Origin of the sequence: Labrys sp. LIt4, from assembly GCF_017813775.1 — a bacterium.
Classification (GTDB): Bacteria; Pseudomonadota; Alphaproteobacteria; order Rhizobiales; family Labraceae; genus Labrys; species Labrys okinawensis_A.
This window is the reverse complement of sequence record NZ_JAGIPY010000010.1, coordinates 168,721-186,498: the sequence shown is the minus strand read 5'-3', so window position 1 is coordinate 186,498 and position 17,778 is coordinate 168,721. Positions and strand designations below refer to the sequence as shown.

Sequence of the window (17,778 nt, the reverse complement as noted above, 5' to 3'; positions counted from 1 at the left end):
CCCGAAAGACTTCATGACGCGCGGTGCCGTGCAACGGGAAGCCACTTTGTCTACGCCCATCGCCCCCGACGAACTCCCCGCTTTGTTCGCCGATTTCCATGATCGCACCCATGTCGTCCTCGCGGTCTCCGGCGGCGCCGATTCCACCGCTCTGATGCTGCTCGCGGCATGCTGGCACGCGCAGAACCCGCAAACCCGTCTCACCGTCGCAAGTATCGATCACGCCCTGCGTCCGGAAAGCGCGGAGGAATGCCGTATCGTTTCCACGAGAGCCGCCGATCTCGGCTTGCCCTGCATCATCAAGCGCTGGGAGGGCGACAAGCCGGCCGCGCGGCTGCAGGAGGCAGCCCGAAGCGCCCGCTATGCCCTGCTGGCCGAAGCGGCGGCTGAAATCGGAGCGGATGCGATCGCCACGGCCCATACGCTCGACGACCAGGCCGAAACCGTGCTGATGCGCTTGCTGCACGGCTCCGCCATCGACGGCCTGGCCGCCATGCGCCCGCTCACGCCCCTCAGTCCCGGCCTCGGCCTTCTGCGTCCCCTGCTCGGCACGACCCGGGTCCGGCTGGTGACGACCCTGCAGGCTGCCGGCATGACCTGGCTCGAGGATCCCTCGAACCGCAACGCCCGATTTGAGCGCGTTCGCCTGCGTGCCCTTCTCGACCAGCTCGCCCCGCTCGGCCTCGACCCGGCACGCCTGGCCCTGCTCGCCCGCCGGGCCGCGCGCAGCAGCGATGCGCTGGAAGCCATTACGGCCGAGCGCTTCGAGATCCTCGCCCAAGGAGACCAAGACCGTCTGCGGCTCGACGGCCCCGGCCTCGCCGCCTGCCCGGCCGATATCAGGCTGCGTATCCTGGAGCGGGCCATCCTGCTCGTGCAGGACAAGAGCAGGGGATCGGCCTATGGCCTGCGCCTCGACCGCCTGGAGGCGCTGGGGGCGGCACTCGAGCAGGCCCTCGATCCGAGCCACGGCCGAGGCAGGTCCTGGCAGCGCAGCCTCGGCGGCACCCTGCTGCGGCTGGACAGGTGCGGCAATCTGCAGGTCACCCGTGAGCCCGAACGCCGGCGCGGTGCCATAAAAAACAAGATGTAGAAATTGTCATTTTCTGCCGACTGCCCTAGAAGCGGCAAAATAACGGCCTATTTCAAGAAATTAGCGGCGCATGCGCCACTCGAATCTTCACCGTGACAAGCCCTCGGCACTTCTATAAGGGAGCGCAGGGCTATCTATCCCACCGGCTTGCCTTGGCATTTGGCTCGCCTGTGCCTATTTTAGCCGCGATATGCTGTGGCGTCCCCTGCTTGAGGCAGGCCGTCCGCCGCGAAAGGCGAGAGATGAACGCGAACTTCCGAAATTTTGCGCTTTGGGTGATAGTCGTGCTGCTGCTGCTGGCGCTCTTCACCCTGTTCCGGCAGACGGGCAGCCAGAGCGCTTCCGCCAACAGTGCCATTTCCTACTCGGAACTGGTGAAGTCGGCCAAGGACGGCAAGGTCAAGGATGTCACCATTACCGGCAACGAGCTGACCGGCACCTACTCGAATGGTGAGAAGTTCAGCGCGCAATTGCCCAACGACCCGGGCCTGGCCAAGACGCTGAACGATCTCAACGTGCAGGTCAGCGCCGCCCCGCCCGCCGAAACGCCATGGCTGTTGCAGCTGTTGCTGCAAGCCCTGCCGATCCTGGCGCTGATCGGCGTCTGGATCTTCCTGTCCCGGCAGATGCAGGGCGCCGGCGGCAAGGCGATGGGCTTCGGCAAGTCCAAGGCCAAGCTGCTGACCGAGGCTCATGGCCGCGTCACCTTCGATGACGTCGCCGGCATCGACGAGGCCAAGGAAGATCTGCAGGAGATCGTGGAATTCCTGCGCGATCCGCAGAAGTTCCAGCGCCTGGGCGGCCGTATTCCGCGCGGCGTGCTGCTGGTCGGTCCGCCCGGCACCGGCAAGACCCTGACGGCGCGCGCCGTCGCCGGCGAAGCCAATGTGCCCTTCTTCACCATTTCCGGTTCCGACTTCGTCGAAATGTTCGTGGGCGTCGGCGCCAGCCGCGTGCGCGACATGTTCGAGCAGGCCAAGAAGAACGCGCCCTGCATCATCTTCATCGACGAAATCGACGCGGTCGGCCGCCATCGCGGCGCCGGCCTCGGTGGCGGCAATGACGAACGCGAGCAGACCCTCAACCAGCTGCTGGTCGAGATGGACGGCTTCGAGACCAATGAGGGCATCATCATCATCGCGGCGACCAACCGCCCCGACGTGCTCGACCCTGCCTTGCTGCGTCCCGGCCGCTTCGACCGCCAGATCGTGGTGTCGAACCCCGACCTCTCCGGCCGCGAGAAGATCCTGCGCGTGCATGTGCGCAAGGTTCCGCTCGCCCCCGACGTCGACCTCAAGATCATTGCCCGCGGTACGCCCGGCTTCTCGGGCGCCGACCTGATGAACCTGGTCAACGAAGCGGCCCTGCTCGCAGCACGCCGCAACAAGCGTATGGTCACCCACCTCGAGTTCGAGGACGCCAAGGACAAGATCCTGATGGGTGCCGAGCGCAAGACCATGGCGATGTCTGAAGAGGAAAAGCGCCTCACCGCCTATCACGAGGCGGGCCATGCCATCGTCGGCCTCAACGTGCCCAAGGGCATTCCGGTGCACAAGGCCACGATCATTCCGCGCGGCCGCGCGCTCGGCATGGTGAAGTTCCTGCCCGAGGGCGATCGCTACTCGATGAAATATATCGAGTTCACCTCCCAGCTCGCCGTCGCGATGGGCGGCCGCGTGGCCGAGGAGATGATCTTCGGCAAGGAGAACATCACCTCCGGCGCTGCCGGCGACATCGAGCAGGCCACGCGCATGGCAAAGGCCATGGTCACCCGCTACGGCTATTCGGACGAGCTCGGCACCGTGATGTATGGCGAGAACCAGGACGAGGTTTTCCTCGGCATGTCCATGGGCCGTACGCAGAGCGTATCGGAGGCGACCTCCCAGAAGATCGACGCCGAAGTGCGCCGCCTGATCAACCAGGGCTGGGACGATGCCAAGCGTATTCTCACAGAAAAGCGGGACGACCTTGAGGCCCTGGCCCAGGCGCTGCTCGAATATGAGACGCTGACCGGCGACGAGATCCGGGACCTCCTCAATGGCAAGCCGCCGTCCCGCGATCCGCTGGAGGAGCCGCAGACGACACGCGGTTCGGCCATCTCCGCCGGCAAGCCGCGCCGCCCGCCGCCGCAGCCCGAAGGCGGCATGGAGCCGGCGCCCTCCGCCTGACAGGCGGCTTCCCATCAGAGACAATCAAGGCCGGTCCCCGCGACCGGCCTTTTTCATGTCGTGAGGGACTACCCGGTAAGAGGCGGTGCGTAGCGCCCTCGTGGATAGGCGTGGTTGCGAAAATCGCGGAAGGAACCGGCCGGACTCCATTTTAATTGTTACCTGCGAAACACTGCCTCTTCTCAGCTTGAATCGCCCCTGTTCAGCTTGCGGAGGGTGAACTATGCAGCAATCGTCGCGGCGCCTCCGCAGGCGTGGCGGCGCCCCTCCAGCCCAGCCGCTCTGGCGGCCGACAGAGACAGTCCCATGCTGAGATATTTCGCCGGCGCCGCTGCGCTCGCTCTCCTCGCCGCTTCGCCCGCCGCAGCCCAGAGCTGCGCGCAGAATCTGAGGACCTCCGGCGTGCCGCTGCTCACTGGCCTGACCTACTCGACTTGGGCTGTGTTTCCCAAGGTCGCTCCCGCCAGGGCCCTCGACAATGTCGGCCGCGCCCTGTCCGCCGAGGGCATCGATGTCGTCAGCGTCGACAAGCGAGCCGGCGTGCTGATCGCCGACCAGGATGGCGCCAATAATGGCCGTCGCCAGACCGTCCGCGTCACGGCCCGCAAGACCGGCAACAGCACCCGAGTCGATCTGCAATTCCACGTACAGGCCGGCCAGATAGCCACCGAGGACGCTCTGCGCTCGCATATCTGCCGTGTCGTCAACACCGCGGGACGATAGGAGGCGTGGTGTCGGGCCGCCCGTCCCGCCTCGGGGCCGGACACGGGCTTTTGATCGTCCCCGCATGATTTCCGCCTCATTCGCCGGCCAGTCTCGCTCGGCCGAAGTCGGTACGAGGGGGCATCGATGACGATCGCGATCGAACGGCGCGTTTTTCTCTATCTCGCCGGGGCGGGCGCCGCCATCAGTTTGGCGCCGAAGGCCTTCGCCCATCACGGCTGGTCATGGGCCGAAGGCGAGCAGATGGAATTGAAAGGCACCATCAAGACCGTTTCGATGGCGCCGCCTCATCCTTCGCTGGAAGTCGCCGCCGAAGACGGCGTGCTGTGGCGGGTCGACCTCGCCAATCCCGGCCAGACGCAACGCGCCGGCTTTACCGGCGACACTGCCAAGCCGGGCGATGCCGTCACGGTGCTGGGCAACCGCGCCAAGGATCGCAGCAAGGCCTGGATGAAGGCCGTACGCGTCACCATCGCCGGCAAGAATTACGACATGTATCCCGATCGGATCCAGACACGCTGAATCCGGCGCCCTTCCATGTTGGAGATTTTCGCAGCCTGGCCGGGAGCGGTACTTCTGCGCGACACGCCCGCGGCCTATATCTTCGTCAATGCCGGGCACATCCTCGGTATCGGCTTGCTGCTCGGCGCGGTCCTGCCGCTCGATCTGCGGCTTGCAGGACTATGGCCCAAGGTGCCGGTCGCGGTCATCGGGCCGTTCCTGACCCGCACGGCCGCCACCGGCCTCGGCCTTACCCTCGTCTGCGGCCTATGGCTGTTCAGCGTACGTCCGGCGCACTATGCCGACAATGCCGCCTTTCAGGCCAAGCTCGCTCTGCTCGCGCTGGCCCTGATCAATATCGGCCTCCAGCACCGCCGCCCGGCCTTCCGCGCCGCTCTCGCCGGTGGGCCATTGGCGGCGAGCGTAAGGGTATCGGCCCTCGTCTCGGCCTTGCTCTGGCTCTCGGTGCTGGTGGCCGGGCGCTGGATCGGTTTCCTGTAGCCGGCCTGGCTCAGGCGGCGTCCCTGAACTGCAGCTGCGCCAGCCGGGCATAGAGGCCGCCCCGCGCCACCAGGGCCTCGTGCGTGCCCTCTTCGACGATGCGTCCGTCATCCAGCACGATGATCCGGTCGGCCGCCTGCACCGTCGCCAGGCGATGGGCGATCACCAGGGTGGTGCGTTCGGTCATCAGGCCGTCGAGAGCTGCCTGGACCGCCTTCTCGCTTTCGGAATCGAGCGCAGAGGTCGCCTCGTCGAGCAGCAGAATGGGCGCATCCTTGAGGATGGCGCGGGCGATGGCGATACGCTGGCGCTGGCCGCCCGACAGCGTCACGCCACGCTCGCCGATCGGGGTGTCGTAGCCTTGCGGCATGGCCCGGATGAAGCTGTCGGCCGCGGCCAGGCGTGCCGCCTCCTCCACCTCGGCATCGCTCGCGTCGGGGCGGCCGAAACGGATATTGTCGCGGGCGGTCGCCGCAAAGACCACCGGATCCTGCGCCACCACGGCAATGCGCTGGCGCACGCGCTTGGGATCGGCCTGCGGCAGCGCGACCCCATCCAGCCTCACGCGTCCGAACTGGGGATCGTAATAGCGCAGCAGGAGCTGGAACAGCGTGCTCTTGCCCGCGCCGGACGGTCCGACGATGGCAACCGTCTCACCCGCCTTCACCGCGAGATCGACATCGTGCAGCACCGGCTTGTCCGGCTGGGCGGAATAGGCGAAGGTCACACCCTCGAAGGCGACGGCGCCGCGCGCCGGCTCGGGCAGGGCCAGCGGCCGGGCCGGCGCGGAGATCGCCGGCCTTTCGCCGAGAAGCTCGCCCAGGCGCTCGGCGGCGCCGGCCGCCTGCACGAGTTCCGCCCAGACCTGGCCGAGTTCCGAAAGGGCGCCGGCACCGAACACCGCGTAGAGCACGAATTGCGACAAGGTGCCGGCCGTCATGGTGCCGGCGACCACGTCATGGGCGCCGAGCCAGAGCACGCCGACCACCGAAGCGAAGACCAGGAACAGCGCGATCGCCGTCAGCACCGCACGCGAGCGAGTGGAGATCGCCGCCGCCTGGTAGGCGTTCTCGACCTCGCCCGAAAAACGCCCGATGGCGAGCCGTTCGGCCGTGAACGCCTGCACCACCCGCATCGCGCCGATGATCTCGCTGGCATAGGCGGAGGCGTCGGCCAGCGTGTCCTGCGCCTTGCGCGAGCGCGTGCGCACGGACCGGCCGAAGGCCACCAGAGGCAGCACGATCAACGGAATGGCGATCAGCACCAGCGCCGAAAGCTTGGGGCTGGTCCACACCATCATCACCACGGCGCCGGCAAACAGGAAGAGGTTGCGCAGGGCGACGGAGGCGGAAGAGCCGAAGGCCGCCTTGATCTGCGTGGTATCCGCAGTCAGGCGCGAGAGCACCTCACCGGTCTTGACAGTGTCGAAGAACAGGGGCGAGAGCTGGGTGAGATGGGCAAAGACGGCAGTGCGGACATCGGCGACCACGCGCTCGCCGAGGGTCATCACCAGATAGTAACGGGCGGCGCTCGCCAAAGCGAGAATCAGCACCACGCCGGTCATGGCCAGGAAGTAGGAATTGATGGCGGCGGCATGCCCCACCGAGAAGCCGAAATCGATCATGCGGCGCATGGCGACGGGGACCACCAGCGTCGCCGCCGCTGCCACCGTCAGAGCCACGAAAGCCATCAGGATGCGGCCGCGATAGGCCAGAGCATAGGGCGCCAGCGCCATCAAGGGGCGGAGAGACCGGCTGTTCCTGGCGGATTCCGCGGTGTTTTCTCGGATTTTCGGATCGGTTTCCGTGGCCACGTAGCATTCTTCCTTTCGAGCGCGCGGGACAATGCCCCGCTGTGGGCGCGGCTGCAATCTCACCGGCCCAAACCGCTTCAGTTTGCCGCGCTCTCCATATTATCGCGCAGTGCAAAAAAGCGCTTGACTGCGACGGCTGAGAGGCGCAAGTCGCGATTGTTCCGGCCTTTGGATTTATTCCAAAGGAATCGTCCCTGGCCGGACCCCACGAGATCAACGAGATCATGCCAAGCGACAGTAGCAGTCGAATGTTCGCGCCGTTGACGGCTTGTAAGGACTGACCGCTCGCGGGCTCGTCCTTCCGGCCGGCAACGGCCGAAAGGAAGGAAGAGCCATGGAAGACCTGGCTGAAAAAACGGTTGAGGTCGCTGACCGCGACATCCTCGAGGTTTGCCTCGGCCTCGAGCACGTAGCCGATATCGTCGAACTGCTCAACGAGCAGGAGATCGAAGAGCAGGCCCACGTCCTGGTGCACCTGCCCGACGAGCGGGCGATCGAAGTGCTCGACCAGCCAGGGCTGGACGATCCGGCGGCGCTGATCGAAGCCCTGCCCGCCGAACGGGCGCTCAAGCTGATGGCCGACATGTCCTCGGACCGCGTGGCGGATGTCTTCCGCTACATGGACGATCCGCCGCGCACCGATCTGCTCAACCGTCTCGATCCCGAGACCCGCGCCTCGCTCGACAGGCTGCTGTCCTATCCGGAGGACACCGCCGGCGCGCTGATGACCACCGAATTCGTCTCCGTGCCCTCGTCCTGGACGGTGGAGCAGACGCTCGATCACATCCGCCGCGTCGAGCGCACGCGTGAGACGATCTACTCGGTCTATGTCCTCGATCCCAAGACCCGCCAGCTCCTCAAGGCCGTGGCGCTGCGCCGCCTGATCACCGCCGATCCCAAATCCTCGGTGCTGACCGCCGCCCGCTTCGACAAGCCGATCACGGTTGCCCCCACTGCCGACCGCGAGGAAGTCGCTCGCCTGATCGCGAAATACGACCTTCTGGCCGTACCTGTGGTCGACGACAGCATGCATGTCATCGGCATCTGCACCTTCGACGACATCATCGACGCCATCGTGGCCGAAGGCACCGAGGACGCCCAGAAGTTCGGCGGCATGGAAGCCCTCGACGATCCCTATGACCAGATCGGCTTCTGGTCGATGATCAAGAAGCGTGCGGGCTGGCTGTCGGTGCTGCTGCTCGGCGAGATGCTCACGGCGAGCGCCATGCAATTTTTCGAGGGTGAACTCGAAAAGGCGGTGGTGCTCACCCTGTTCATCCCGCTCATTATGTCCTCGGGCGGCAATTCCGGCTCGCAGGCGACCTCCCTGCTCATCCGCGCGCTGGCGCTGAGCGAGGTGAAGCTGAAGGACTGGTGGCGGGTGGCCCTGCGCGAACTGCCCACCGGCGTCGTGCTCGGCGCCATTCTCGGCCTGATCGGCATCGTGCGCATCGTCGTCTGGCAGAAGGCCGGATTCTACGACTATGGACCGCATTGGGCGCTGCTGGCCCTGACCATCGGCTGCGCGCTCACGGCGATCGTCACATTCGGCTCGCTGACCGGCTCCATGCTGCCTTTCATCCTCAAGAAGGTCGGCTTCGACCCCGCCAGCGCCTCCGCCCCCCTGGTGGCCACGCTGGTCGATGTGACCGGCCTCGTCATCTACTTCACCGTCGCCCTGGTCATTCTGAGGGGAACGTTGCTGTAGCCGGCGCAGAAAGGCGATTCCCGCATGTGAGAAATGCGGGGCCAGTGCTTGTATCCGGACCGAAATTGCGCTATCGAGCCGCCCACTCATTCGAATTTGACTTGTCCGACCGGGGTAGCGCTCCGGCACAGAGCAGGATTTGACCCCATGAAGGCCGACATTCATCCCGACTACCACAAGATCAAGGTTGTCTTCGTCGACGGCACCGAGTTCTACACCCATTCGACCTGGGGCAAGGAAGGCGACACCCTTCAGCTCGACATCGATCCCAAGACCCATCCGGCCTGGACCGGCGGTTCGCAGCAGGTTCTTGACCGCGCCGGCCGCGTGTCGAAGTTCAACCAGCGCTTCGCTGGCATCAGCTTCAAGCGCTGATCGGAACGAACCTTTTCCATGTCGACGCAAGCGGGCCTTCGGGCCCGCTTTTGTTTTGGGCTTTGGGGATCCTGAGAAGCCTGGCTCAATCATCGCAAACAGAGCCGGAAAAGCTCGGTTCTGTGATGCGAGCTTGTCCGAGATACCGCCCCTTGTCTTGACATTGCGGCGCCGGATTGCCGGGACGAAGCCCGACAATGATAACGGCCGCGTTTTACAGATTTTTCGGTCAGGCTCTCCAGCCTACCGCGTCATGAAAGCTCGCTGCCTTTCTCTACCCTCGACTCGATGGGGAGGGTCGGGCCGCGGGGCCGAGGCTGGGTGATCATATGCAAGCTGCAGCGACGCCGCAGGATGCAGACCTGCTTTGCTCTTTCGCGAGACGCCGCGCTTCCACAGGAAGCTGACGATCCGTCCTCCACGACAAAAAGAAGCCGCGATAAGATATCGCGGCTTGTCCAAGTCGAAACAGGGAGGCGTCAAACAGAGTGAACAGGAGCCACTCGAACATCCAGCGAGCTGGAATGGCGTCGAGGCTATCGCAGAATTCTTGATGTTCGGTTAACGCCCGGCCCAGGTCAGGCAGCGGCCGCGCAAAGCCTGTCCTCCTTCGATGCCGGCGTCAGCCGGCACGATCCCAGCAGCGCCACCGTCAGCGCGACGAAACCAGCTGCAAGCGAGATCCAGAAGCCGTCGGCGGCGCCGAAACGGTCGATGACCCAGCCCGAGACGAAGGAGCCGACCGCCATGCCGATGCCGATGCCGGTCATCGCCCAGGTGATTCCTTCCGTGAGCTTTGCCGCCGGCACATGCCGCTCGATCAGACCCATGGCGGTGATCAGCGTCGGCGAGATCGACACACCGGACAAGAACAGCAACAGCGCCAGCATCGCCACGCCGGAAACGAACAGCAGCGGCACCGTGGTGGCAGCGGCGACTGCGATGGCGATCAGGAACTGCCGCTCGAGCGGCATCTTCAACTTCAGGGCTCCGAACACCAGGCCAACGACGAGCGAGCCTGCGGCATAGCCGGCGAGCACGAAGCTGGCCGCGCCGGCCTGCCCCAACTGCCTGGTGAAGGCGATCACGGTGACTTCCGCCGTTCCGAAGATCGTGCCGATAGCGACCAGGACGAAGGTCAGGATCTGCACTGGCGGCAGGCGGATGGCCGAGGAGCCGCCGCTTTCGGTGAAGCGGACCGGCGGTTCGGTGGATTTCTGCGTCACGAACAGCGCCGTGCCGACGGCGAGAAACACGGTCGAGACGAGGGGACCGGCTTCTGGGAACCAGGCCACGCTCAGACCGACCGCAAGGATCGATCCGGCCATGTAGACGACTTCGTCAGCCACCGATTCGAAGGCGAAGGCCGTGTGCAGCTGCGGGGTGTCGCGATAGAGCTCCGACCAGCGGGCCCTGACCATCGCCGGCATGCTGGGCATGGTGGTGGCGAACAGTGCCGCGGCAAACAGGATCCAGGCCGGCCAGTGGAAATGCGCGGCCAGCAGCAGAACCGAAAAGGCAGCAACCGACAGGCTGGTGGCAGGAATTAGGACGCGGCTCTGGCCGTGGCGGTCGACCAGGCGGGAAATCTGCGGGGACATGAAGGCATTGCCGAGGGCGAAAGTGGCCGACACGGCACCGGCGAGCCAATATTCGCCATGGGTCTGGGAGATCATGGCGACGATACCCATGGTCACCATCGCGAGCGGCAGGCGCGCCAGGAAGCCGGCAGCCGCGAAAGCCTTTGCCCCCGGCGCTCGAAAGATCTGGCTGTAAGGATTGGACATCGGGCACTCCAAAGCGGAAGAGAATACATTGACATACGCAACGTATGTATTCGTCATAGTTGCATACGCACCGTATGTCAAATAATATACGCAGCGTATATGAAGGAAATGGTATGGCCCGTAAACCGCGAGCCCAGATGATCGCCGAGACACGCGCCAAGCTGCTCGCCGCTGGGCGCGCGGCCTTCGGCACTGTCGGTTATGCGCAAGCGTCGATGGACGATTTTACGGCGGCGGCCGGCCTGACGCGCGGCGCGCTCTATCACCATTTCGGCGACAAGAAGGGCCTGTTCGCGGCGGTCATCACGGAACTCGATGCCGAAATGTCCAGGCGGCTTTCAGCGATCTCGGCCCAGGCCGAAGATCCCTGGCAGGGTTTCGTCGCCGAATGCTCGGCCTATATCGAGATGGCATTGGAGCCGGAAATCCAGCGCATCCTGTTTCGCGACGGCCCGGCCGTCCTCGGCGATCCCTCACAATGGCCGAGCCAGGATGGCTGCATCGCTTCGATGAGCGCGACCTTGGCTGCGCTGAAGCGGGAGGGTGTGCTCGCCGATATCGACCCGGAGGCCGCGGCCCGGCTGGTCAATGGCGCCACTTGGCATGCCTCGCAATGGATCGCCAATGCAGCCGATCCCAAGGCGGCATCCGTGCAGGCAGTGAGAGCCTTTCATGCGTTGCTGAACGGCCTTCGGCGTCATCCAGCCTGAACGTCAGCGTTGCCCTTGAGGGGGTCAGGTCTTGAAAAAGGCACTCGCCGCCGAGAGCGAGGCAGCCTTGCTGGCCTTGGCTTCCTCCAGGCGCACGATCTCCTGCCTCAAAGCCGCGATGCGTTCGTCAAGCTCGTGCAGCGACAGGGTCGAGAGGTCCTGTCCGATCTGATGTGCCACCGTTACCTTTCGCGGCTCGTCATCGAAAATCGCCATGTCGCCTCCTCACTTCCCATCCAAGCCAGCCCCGCTCCCCGAGCTCCGCTGCAGTGGCCACTCTAACCCCATTCGCCCCGATTATGAAAAGCTCATCGGTGAGCGGTTATGAGCGAGAGCCGGAATCTTCGCTCACATTCGCGGCAAGACCGGCCCGCGCGCCGTCTTTCGCAAACAGTTTTCGGTAGCACTCGCCGCCCTGGTACGGGCGGCGGCAAATGCGAGCAGTGCCTGCAGCACCCGACGATGACTGCTTCCACTCCGGCTCCGCCTCGCCATCGAGCCCTAGCCAGAGTGGGTTTCTGTCGACAATCCCGGCAGGAAAGCGGCGCAACAGACTTTCCTTTCGGGTCAACCACGACTATATGGGGTATGAATCCCGACAATCAGCTCGCGTCGGGCTTCGTTCCAGGAGGCTGGGGCGAGGCGGCAGCGAGCCCATGCTTTCCGAGGAGATGCAAATGTCGACCGCCCCGCTGATGCCGAAGGCCACTGCTGTCTGGCTGGTTGAGAACACCGCCCTCACCTTCGACCAGATCGCCGAGTTCTGCAAACTGCATCCATTGGAGGTCAAGGGCATTGCCGACGGCGAAGTCGCGGCCGGCATCAAGGGTCTGGATCCCGTGATCTCCAACCAGCTCACCCGGGAGGAGATTGCCCGCGGCGAGCGCGATTCCCATCATCGCCTCCGGCTGGCCGAGCCGAAGGTCAAGATCGCCGTCGCCAAGGTCAAGAAGGGTCCGCGCTACACGCCGGTCTCCCGGCGCCAGGACCGCCCCAACGCCATTCTCTGGCTGGTCAAGAACCATCCCGAACTCAAGGACGCCCAGATCATGCGTCTGGTGGGCACCACCAAGACGACGATCGCGGCCATCCGTGACCGCACCCACTGGAACACCGCGCAACTGACCCCGGCCGATCCGGTCATGCTGGGGCTGTGCACCCAGATCGACCTCGACTTCGAAGTCGCCCGCGCCTCCAAGGACCGGCCGCCCGAGGCCGAGAGTGCCACGCTGCTGCCGGCCGAGATCACCACGGGACCGGCGGCCGACCGGGGCCAGAGGCCGGACGACCCCTTCGCTTCGCTCGGCAACAAGCCGCGCCAGACGGAAGACGAGGACGAACTCGACGTCGCCAACGTGTTCGCCAAGCTCAAGGGCATCAAGCAGAAGGAAGACTGACGGCCTCGGTGGTCAGTCCATACCCGTCATGCGAAAAGGGCTCTTCCGTCGGCGCGGAAGAGCCCTTTTTCTTGCGCAAGCGCCTGCCGGCAGTGTCCGCGATCCCAGGCGCTGCACCTTAACCCACCTCCCCTTTCAAGGTGTTTGGACCAGGTCGCCGGAAAAGGCTGGTAAAGGGCATCGAGACCCCTCATCCGCCCCTTCGGGGCACCTTCTCCCGCAAGGGGAGAGGGCAACGGGCAAGCGCAGCGCCACGAAAACTGCCCCCTTCTCCCCTTGCGGGAGAAGGTGCCGGCAGGCGGATGAGGGGTTGCACCACCCTATCCCGACCTTTTCCCGGTTTGTTCGAAACACCTTGAAAGGGCTGCACCTTAACCCAGGCTCTCCTGCGCGGGATCCCGGCCACGCAAAAGGGCGCGATCGATGATCGCGCCCGGTGATCCCGCTGAGTTGCGGATCTTTTCCTCAGGGAAGCGGACGCCCGAACTCGTCCCGCACGCCCTCGTAGCGGACATAACCGACAGGCGGCACGTCGTCATCGCCATAAAGGTCGCGCGGGCGCCCCGCCTTCGCGGCCGCCTGATCCTGCCCTCTGAGCTGGGTCAGGCCGGCGGAGATCGTCTCGACGAAGGACATGGCGCCGCCGACCACGGCAGCGGCGATCGAATAATGCAGACGCACCTGCGTCCCGTGCAGGGCCGGGGAATAGCTCCAGTGCCGGCCCCATTCATCTTCGTGGAATTCGACGCTCGACATACTCGTACCCTCAACAAAAAGTAAATGCGCTCTCGCGATATGTTTCCTATTTTCAATGCTTTATGCTAGATTATCAACCGGGTGAACCTTTCTTCACCGTCAACAAAAACTTGATGATCATGAGGTGGGCATGAGCAAGTCGGGAGCCGGCCTTGGTGCGCTGTGGACCTTTGCCGTCGCCGCCCGCCATCTGAGCTTCGCCAAGGCCGCGATCGAGCTCGACGTGACCCCCGCCGCAGTCAGCAGCCAGATCCGCGCTTTCGAAGACCGTCTCGGCACCCGGCTGTTCTTTCGCACCAGCCGAAGCATGAAGCTCACTCATGCCGGCGAAGAGCTGCTCGAATCCACAAGCGGCGCTCTGCGTACCATCGACGAGGCCCTGCGCCGGGCCGCCAACACCACCCAGCGCAAGAGTTTCACCGTTTCTTCCGGTTCATCCTTCGCCGCCAAATGGCTGGTGCCACGCCTGCCGCGTTTCCGGCAGCAATTCCCCGATATCGACATGCGCATCGACATTTCCGACACGCTTGCCGATTTCAATCGCCAGGAAATCGACGTCGCCATCCGCTTCGGCCGCGGCGCCTATGCCGGCCTGCGCTCGGATCGCCTCTTCGTCGAGGACGTCTTTCCGATCTGCAGCCCTCAGCTCCTGCACGGGCCCGTTCCCCTGCGCGAACCCAACGATTTGCAGTATTTCACCCTGATCCATCTCGACTGGCACAGCCAGGATTCGATGTGGCCGGACTGGCGCATGTGGCTGATGGCTGCCAAGGCGGACAAACCCGATCCCACGCGCGGCCTGCATTTCAGCCAGTCGATCATGACCCTGCAGGCGGCCGTGGATGGCCAGGGCGTGGCGCTGGGCAACACCAGCCTGGTGGGCGACGATCTGGCCGCCGGCCGGCTGGTACGCCCCTTCGACCTTTCCTTGAAGATCGCGCCTGAATTCGCCTATCACCTGGTGGCGCCGAGGGCCAAGGCGGACAAGCCGATGATCAAGGCGTTCCGAGACTGGATGCTCGCCGAAATCGCCAGCGGCAAGGCGGTTTGATCGCCCGGATCGCATCAAACCCCACTGTTGGCGCCGCGGCGTCCGCCGCTCCCAAGCGTCAGGCGATGATGTCCGGCGTCAACAGGTCCTCCAGCAGGGACATGCGGTCCTTGAGATGGAGCTTGCGCTTCTTCAGGCGTTGAAGCTGGAGACGGTCAGGGGACCCCACCTGTTCCAGAGCGGCAATCGCGGCGTCGAGATCGCGGTGTTCCTGGCGAAGCTGCCCCAGCTCCGCAACCATCGCGGCTTCCTCCTCCTCGGTGAGCGGATTTGACAAGCCCATACCCTTCCATTCCGAATGGCAGCTTCGGTATTTCGACCATCCTGCTGCCCTATGCCCCTTCGGGCACGGTGCCGAACTATGCCGAGCCGATTCCCCGCCCGCAAGCGCTGCGGCAAGATATCGCCATCTATTTACACCCGTTTGGCAGAGCTTGCCGGACAACTTTCACAAGCCCTTCCTAGGCCTTTGATCCAGCATTCTTTTTATGCCCTCCACACCACATTACCGCGCGGTAACCTATTGTTCCGACTAAATTTATTGCTGCTTTGCACAATCGATTCAACGCTCGAATCCGCGATTTTCCTTCGACATAGGCGACTTTTCGTGAGAACGTTAAATGTCGGAACTGTGACACAAGGAGCCGTTAATGCCTGTGCAGTCGCATTTGGTCGAACTGGAGCGCAAACATCACGCTCTTGAAACGGAACTCACCATCGCACTGGCTCATCCCTCCTCGGATGACCTCAAGATCGCAGAGCTGAAGCGTAAGAAACTCCTTCTCAAAGACGAAATTGCAAGATTGAAGAGCGCCGAGAGGCTGCACTGAACCAGTCGACACTGGTGTATGTTGACCGCCGGACCGGAGCAAAAGCCGGTACCGGCGGTTTCATTTTGTGGCCAGATCTCGTGGATCCACGTGCCAATTGATACGGACAGCTCCCCCAGACAGGTTCAGGATCGGCTGCGATCAAAGCAACAACCCATGGAGGGTTTGCTATGGCCAGCACGACACGGCGTTGGGGGATCGGCCTGGTTTCTTCCTTTCTGCTGGCTTGCGCCATGCTGCCCGTTCCCGGTGCCGTCACCGGCCAGGCCCGGGCGGCACCCGTCGTAGCTGTCCAGGCGCAGGCCCCCAGCCTCGACGAGTTCAAGGCCGTACTGTCGGACTATGGCCAATATATCTATTCCGAACGCTACGGCGAAGTCTGGAAGCCTTCGGTGGTGCCTGCCGGCTGGCATCCCTATCCAGCCTGCCGCTGGGTCTATGACCGCACTTACGGCTGGACCTATGACGATCCCACCGTCTGGGGCAAGATCATCCATCATTACGGCCGCTGGGCCTCCGATGGCAGCAATGGCTGGGTCTGGGTGCCCGGCACGCAATGGAGCCCCGCCTGGGTGATCTGGCGCGGCGGCGGCGACTGGACCGGCTGGGCGCCGACCCCGCCCGCGACCGATCAGCAGGAGATCAGCCTCGCTAACTTCAACGTGGACAGGCAATGGACCTTCATCGAGACGACCAAGCTCGGCAATCGCTGCGACAATGGGCCTTCCTCCGCGCCGGCCGGCACGTTCGCTGGCTCGACTCCAGTGACCCGCATCAAGATCGTACGTGGCATCGCCGTGTTCGTGCTGCCGCAGCCGGCCCTCGTCATCGACTATGACACCGGCCCGGTGGTGCCCTGGTCGAACGAATTCCTGGGCGAATGGCTGCTCTGGCTGAATACCGCCGCTTCCGCCGCCTCGCTCAGCGTCGGGGACAGCCTGGCCGCCTGCGCGCCTCCTCCGCCTCCGGCGGCACCCATGGCGACGCCCGTCACTTTGCCGGCCCCAGCGGCGCCTCGCATGAAATCCTGGAGCCCGCCGCCGCCTCGCTCCAGCAAACGGCGTGAAGTGCGGGTCACGGTGCCGGAGATCCCACGCAGCCGACGCCGGATCTATGGCGGGCCTGGGCCCGATTATGGCGACGAGCCCCCGATCTACAGCCCGCCGCGCCGGCGCCGCCCGCCCGTCTGGGACGAAGGGCCGATCGTGCAGAGGTCGCCGCGTTATCCCAGACCCGGTCCCGTGATCACCCCCTCCAGCAACCCGGCTACGCCCAGTTCAGGCCAGCGCCGTCGCTGGCGGCCACGGCCGAACCCCGACGGGAATCCGTCGTCACGGTGAGTGATCCGGTGATCGCAGCAGGCGAGGCGTTGAAATAGCGCCTCGCAGCGGTATGGTTCAGGCAGTCCCCGTGCTGGATTCGATCATGCCCACCACCGCCTCCCTACCCCGCCGCCATTGGTTCGAGATGACGACGGAGGATTTCCGCACCGGCGATACCGCCAACTGGATCGCCGTGCTGCCGATCGCTGCCGTCGAGCAGCACGGGCCCCATCTGCCTGTCGGGGTCGACAGCATGATCATGCAGGGCTATCTGGAGCGCGCCATCCCGCTGATCCCCGCCGATATCCCGGCGACCTTCCTGCCGATCCAGACCATCGGCAAATCCAACGAGCATCTGGAATTCCCCGGCACCCTCAGCCTCTCGGCCGAGACCGTGATCCGGTCCTGGACCGAGATCGGCGAGAGCGTGCATCGGGCCGGCATCCGCAAGCTTTTGATCGTCAATTCCCACGGCGGCAACATGGCGGCGATGGACATCGTGGCCCGCGAACTGCGCGTGCGCCACGGCATGCTGGTCGCCTTCACCTCCTGGCACATGTTCGGTTATCCGAAGGGCACCTATTCCGATGACGAGACGCGGCTCGGCATCCATGCCGGCGAGATCGAGACCGCTCTGATGCTTGCCTTTCGCCCCGACCTCGTGCGCATGGACAAGGCCAAGGATTTCCGCCCGGTCACCTACGAAATGGAGCAGACCTTCAAATATCTGCGCACCGGCCGCCCCGGCGGCTTCGGCTGGATGGCCCAGGACATCCGCCCCGAAGGCGCGGCGGGCGACGCCAGCAAGGCGACGCCGGAGCATGGCGAACTCTCGGCCGCGTTCGGCGCACTGGCCCTGGTCGATCTGCTCAGAGACATCAGGGATTTCGACCTCTCGCGGCTGAGAAACGGGCCGTTGAAAGGGTAACTTCTTCTCCCCTTGCGGGTGTTGTCCAACCCGCTTGGAACGGCCTGGATGCCCTGAAGGCGCAAATGAGGGGGCGACGCCCCCCCCTCATGGTCGGCTGCCGGTCAAGGAGCTG

At 64.5% G+C, this 17,778-nt stretch carries 18 protein-coding genes; 13 read left to right on the top strand and 5 right to left on the bottom strand.

The window, feature by feature from the left end:
* Window positions 1-13: 13 nt before the first annotated feature.
* From tilS to J8I29_RS19460, 5 genes are all read left to right on the top strand, one after another.
* Window positions 14-1,093 carry a tRNA lysidine(34) synthetase TilS gene (gene tilS, locus J8I29_RS19480; RefSeq protein ID WP_209432927.1) on the top strand — a complete coding sequence of 360 codons (1,080 nt, stop codon included), beginning with the start codon at window positions 14-16 and terminating at the stop codon, window positions 1,091-1,093.
* Between the two features lie 242 nt (window positions 1,094-1,335).
* Entirely contained in the window at window positions 1,336-3,261 is a 1,926-nt protein-coding gene (ftsH, locus tag J8I29_RS19475; RefSeq protein ID WP_105865002.1) for an ATP-dependent zinc metalloprotease FtsH, read from the top strand.
* 306 nt (window positions 3,262-3,567) lie between these two features.
* Entirely contained in the window at window positions 3,568-3,984 is a 417-nt protein-coding gene (locus tag J8I29_RS19470; RefSeq protein ID WP_209432926.1) for a hypothetical protein, read from the top strand.
* A 126-nt stretch (window positions 3,985-4,110) separates the two neighbouring features.
* Window positions 4,111-4,506: a DUF6152 family protein gene (locus J8I29_RS19465; RefSeq protein WP_209432925.1), complete on the top strand. Its 396-nt coding sequence runs from the start codon at window positions 4,111-4,113 to the stop codon at window positions 4,504-4,506.
* A 15-nt stretch (window positions 4,507-4,521) separates the two neighbouring features.
* Window positions 4,522-4,986, top strand: coding sequence for a DUF6644 family protein (locus tag J8I29_RS19460; RefSeq protein WP_209432924.1), 465 nt, complete (start codon window positions 4,522-4,524; stop codon window positions 4,984-4,986).
* 10 nt (window positions 4,987-4,996) lie between these two features.
* On the opposite strand, the gene J8I29_RS19455 is transcribed toward J8I29_RS19460, so the two are convergent.
* Entirely contained in the window at window positions 4,997-6,775 is a 1,779-nt protein-coding gene (locus tag J8I29_RS19455; protein ID WP_348536086.1) for an ABC transporter transmembrane domain-containing protein, read from the bottom strand.
* 358 nt (window positions 6,776-7,133) lie between these two features.
* On the opposite strand from J8I29_RS19455, the gene mgtE reads away from it, so the two are divergent.
* Window positions 7,134-8,507 carry a magnesium transporter gene (mgtE, locus tag J8I29_RS19450; RefSeq protein WP_209432923.1) on the top strand — a complete coding sequence of 458 codons (1,374 nt, stop codon included), beginning with the start codon at window positions 7,134-7,136 and terminating at the stop codon, window positions 8,505-8,507.
* Between the two features lie 147 nt (window positions 8,508-8,654).
* A complete protein-coding gene (rpmE, locus tag J8I29_RS19445) occupies window positions 8,655-8,882 on the top strand; it encodes a 50S ribosomal protein L31 (protein ID WP_105864996.1) in 228 nt (75 codons plus the stop codon).
* A gap of 578 nt (window positions 8,883-9,460) precedes the next feature.
* Here rpmE and J8I29_RS19440 read toward each other — a convergent pair.
* Window positions 9,461-10,669 (bottom strand): MFS transporter, encoded by a 1,209-nt coding sequence (locus J8I29_RS19440; protein ID WP_105864995.1) that lies wholly within the window; start codon window positions 10,667-10,669, stop codon window positions 9,461-9,463.
* Between the two features lie 113 nt (window positions 10,670-10,782).
* On the opposite strand from J8I29_RS19440, the gene J8I29_RS19435 reads away from it, so the two are divergent.
* Window positions 10,783-11,379, top strand: coding sequence for a TetR/AcrR family transcriptional regulator (locus tag J8I29_RS19435; protein WP_209432922.1), 597 nt, complete (start codon window positions 10,783-10,785; stop codon window positions 11,377-11,379).
* Window positions 11,380-11,403: 24 nt separating this feature from the next.
* On the opposite strand, the gene J8I29_RS19430 is transcribed toward J8I29_RS19435, so the two are convergent.
* Window positions 11,404-11,595 carry a DUF1192 domain-containing protein gene (locus tag J8I29_RS19430; RefSeq protein ID WP_105864993.1) on the bottom strand — a complete coding sequence of 64 codons (192 nt, stop codon included), beginning with the start codon at window positions 11,593-11,595 and terminating at the stop codon, window positions 11,404-11,406.
* Between the two features lie 461 nt (window positions 11,596-12,056).
* Here J8I29_RS19430 and J8I29_RS19425 point away from each other — a divergent pair, with 461 nt between their 5' ends.
* Window positions 12,057-12,776 carry a cell cycle transcriptional regulator TrcR gene (locus J8I29_RS19425; RefSeq protein WP_105864992.1) on the top strand — a complete coding sequence of 240 codons (720 nt, stop codon included), beginning with the start codon at window positions 12,057-12,059 and terminating at the stop codon, window positions 12,774-12,776.
* A gap of 465 nt (window positions 12,777-13,241) precedes the next feature.
* Here the strand turns inward: J8I29_RS19425 and J8I29_RS19420 are convergent, their stop codons facing one another.
* Window positions 13,242-13,532 (bottom strand): hypothetical protein, encoded by a 291-nt coding sequence (locus J8I29_RS19420; RefSeq protein ID WP_209432921.1) that lies wholly within the window; start codon window positions 13,530-13,532, stop codon window positions 13,242-13,244.
* Between the two features lie 130 nt (window positions 13,533-13,662).
* On the opposite strand from J8I29_RS19420, the gene gcvA reads away from it, so the two are divergent.
* Window positions 13,663-14,583: a transcriptional regulator GcvA gene (gene gcvA / locus J8I29_RS19415; RefSeq protein WP_105864990.1), complete on the top strand. Its 921-nt coding sequence runs from the start codon at window positions 13,663-13,665 to the stop codon at window positions 14,581-14,583.
* A gap of 58 nt (window positions 14,584-14,641) precedes the next feature.
* On the opposite strand, the gene J8I29_RS19410 is transcribed toward gcvA, so the two are convergent.
* Window positions 14,642-14,866, bottom strand: coding sequence for a DUF465 domain-containing protein (locus J8I29_RS19410; RefSeq protein WP_105864989.1), 225 nt, complete (start codon window positions 14,864-14,866; stop codon window positions 14,642-14,644).
* 367 nt (window positions 14,867-15,233) lie between these two features.
* Between J8I29_RS19410 and J8I29_RS19405 the strand changes: the two genes are divergently transcribed.
* The 3 genes from J8I29_RS19405 (at window position 15,234) to J8I29_RS19395 (ending at window position 17,663) form a co-directional block, all read left to right on the top strand.
* Complete coding sequence (locus J8I29_RS19405) at window positions 15,234-15,413, top strand: DUF465 domain-containing protein (RefSeq protein WP_068285636.1); 180 nt, start codon at window positions 15,234-15,236, stop codon at window positions 15,411-15,413.
* A 170-nt stretch (window positions 15,414-15,583) separates the two neighbouring features.
* Complete coding sequence (locus J8I29_RS19400; RefSeq protein ID WP_209432920.1) at window positions 15,584-16,753, top strand: DUF6600 domain-containing protein; 1,170 nt, start codon at window positions 15,584-15,586, stop codon at window positions 16,751-16,753.
* 85 nt (window positions 16,754-16,838) lie between these two features.
* Window positions 16,839-17,663 carry a creatininase family protein gene (locus J8I29_RS19395; protein ID WP_209432919.1) on the top strand — a complete coding sequence of 275 codons (825 nt, stop codon included), beginning with the start codon at window positions 16,839-16,841 and terminating at the stop codon, window positions 17,661-17,663.
* Window positions 17,664-17,778: the final 115 nt, after the last annotated feature.

Coding starts and splice junctions, on each gene's coding strand:
- tilS (WP_209432927.1), top strand. CDS start 14: ATGACGCGCGGTGCCGTGCAACGGGAAGCCACTTTGTCTACGCCCATC.
- ftsH (WP_105865002.1), top strand. CDS start 1,336: ATGAACGCGAACTTCCGAAATTTTGCGCTTTGGGTGATAGTCGTGCTG.
- J8I29_RS19470 (WP_209432926.1), top strand. CDS start 3,568: ATGCTGAGATATTTCGCCGGCGCCGCTGCGCTCGCTCTCCTCGCCGCT.
- J8I29_RS19465 (WP_209432925.1), top strand. CDS start 4,111: ATGACGATCGCGATCGAACGGCGCGTTTTTCTCTATCTCGCCGGGGCG.
- J8I29_RS19460 (WP_209432924.1), top strand. CDS start 4,522: ATGTTGGAGATTTTCGCAGCCTGGCCGGGAGCGGTACTTCTGCGCGAC.
- mgtE (WP_209432923.1), top strand. CDS start 7,134: ATGGAAGACCTGGCTGAAAAAACGGTTGAGGTCGCTGACCGCGACATC.
- rpmE (WP_105864996.1), top strand. CDS start 8,655: ATGAAGGCCGACATTCATCCCGACTACCACAAGATCAAGGTTGTCTTC.
- J8I29_RS19440 (WP_105864995.1), bottom strand. CDS start 10,669: ATGTCCAATCCTTACAGCCAGATCTTTCGAGCGCCGGGGGCAAAGGCT.
- J8I29_RS19435 (WP_209432922.1), top strand. CDS start 10,783: ATGGCCCGTAAACCGCGAGCCCAGATGATCGCCGAGACACGCGCCAAG.
- J8I29_RS19430 (WP_105864993.1), bottom strand. CDS start 11,595: ATGGCGATTTTCGATGACGAGCCGCGAAAGGTAACGGTGGCACATCAG.
- J8I29_RS19425 (WP_105864992.1), top strand. CDS start 12,057: ATGTCGACCGCCCCGCTGATGCCGAAGGCCACTGCTGTCTGGCTGGTT.
- J8I29_RS19420 (WP_209432921.1), bottom strand. CDS start 13,532: ATGTCGAGCGTCGAATTCCACGAAGATGAATGGGGCCGGCACTGGAGC.
- gcvA (WP_105864990.1), top strand. CDS start 13,663: ATGAGCAAGTCGGGAGCCGGCCTTGGTGCGCTGTGGACCTTTGCCGTC.
- J8I29_RS19410 (WP_105864989.1), bottom strand. CDS start 14,866: ATGGGCTTGTCAAATCCGCTCACCGAGGAGGAGGAAGCCGCGATGGTT.
- J8I29_RS19405 (WP_068285636.1), top strand. CDS start 15,234: ATGCCTGTGCAGTCGCATTTGGTCGAACTGGAGCGCAAACATCACGCT.
- J8I29_RS19400 (WP_209432920.1), top strand. CDS start 15,584: ATGGCCAGCACGACACGGCGTTGGGGGATCGGCCTGGTTTCTTCCTTT.
- J8I29_RS19395 (WP_209432919.1), top strand. CDS start 16,839: ATGCCCACCACCGCCTCCCTACCCCGCCGCCATTGGTTCGAGATGACG.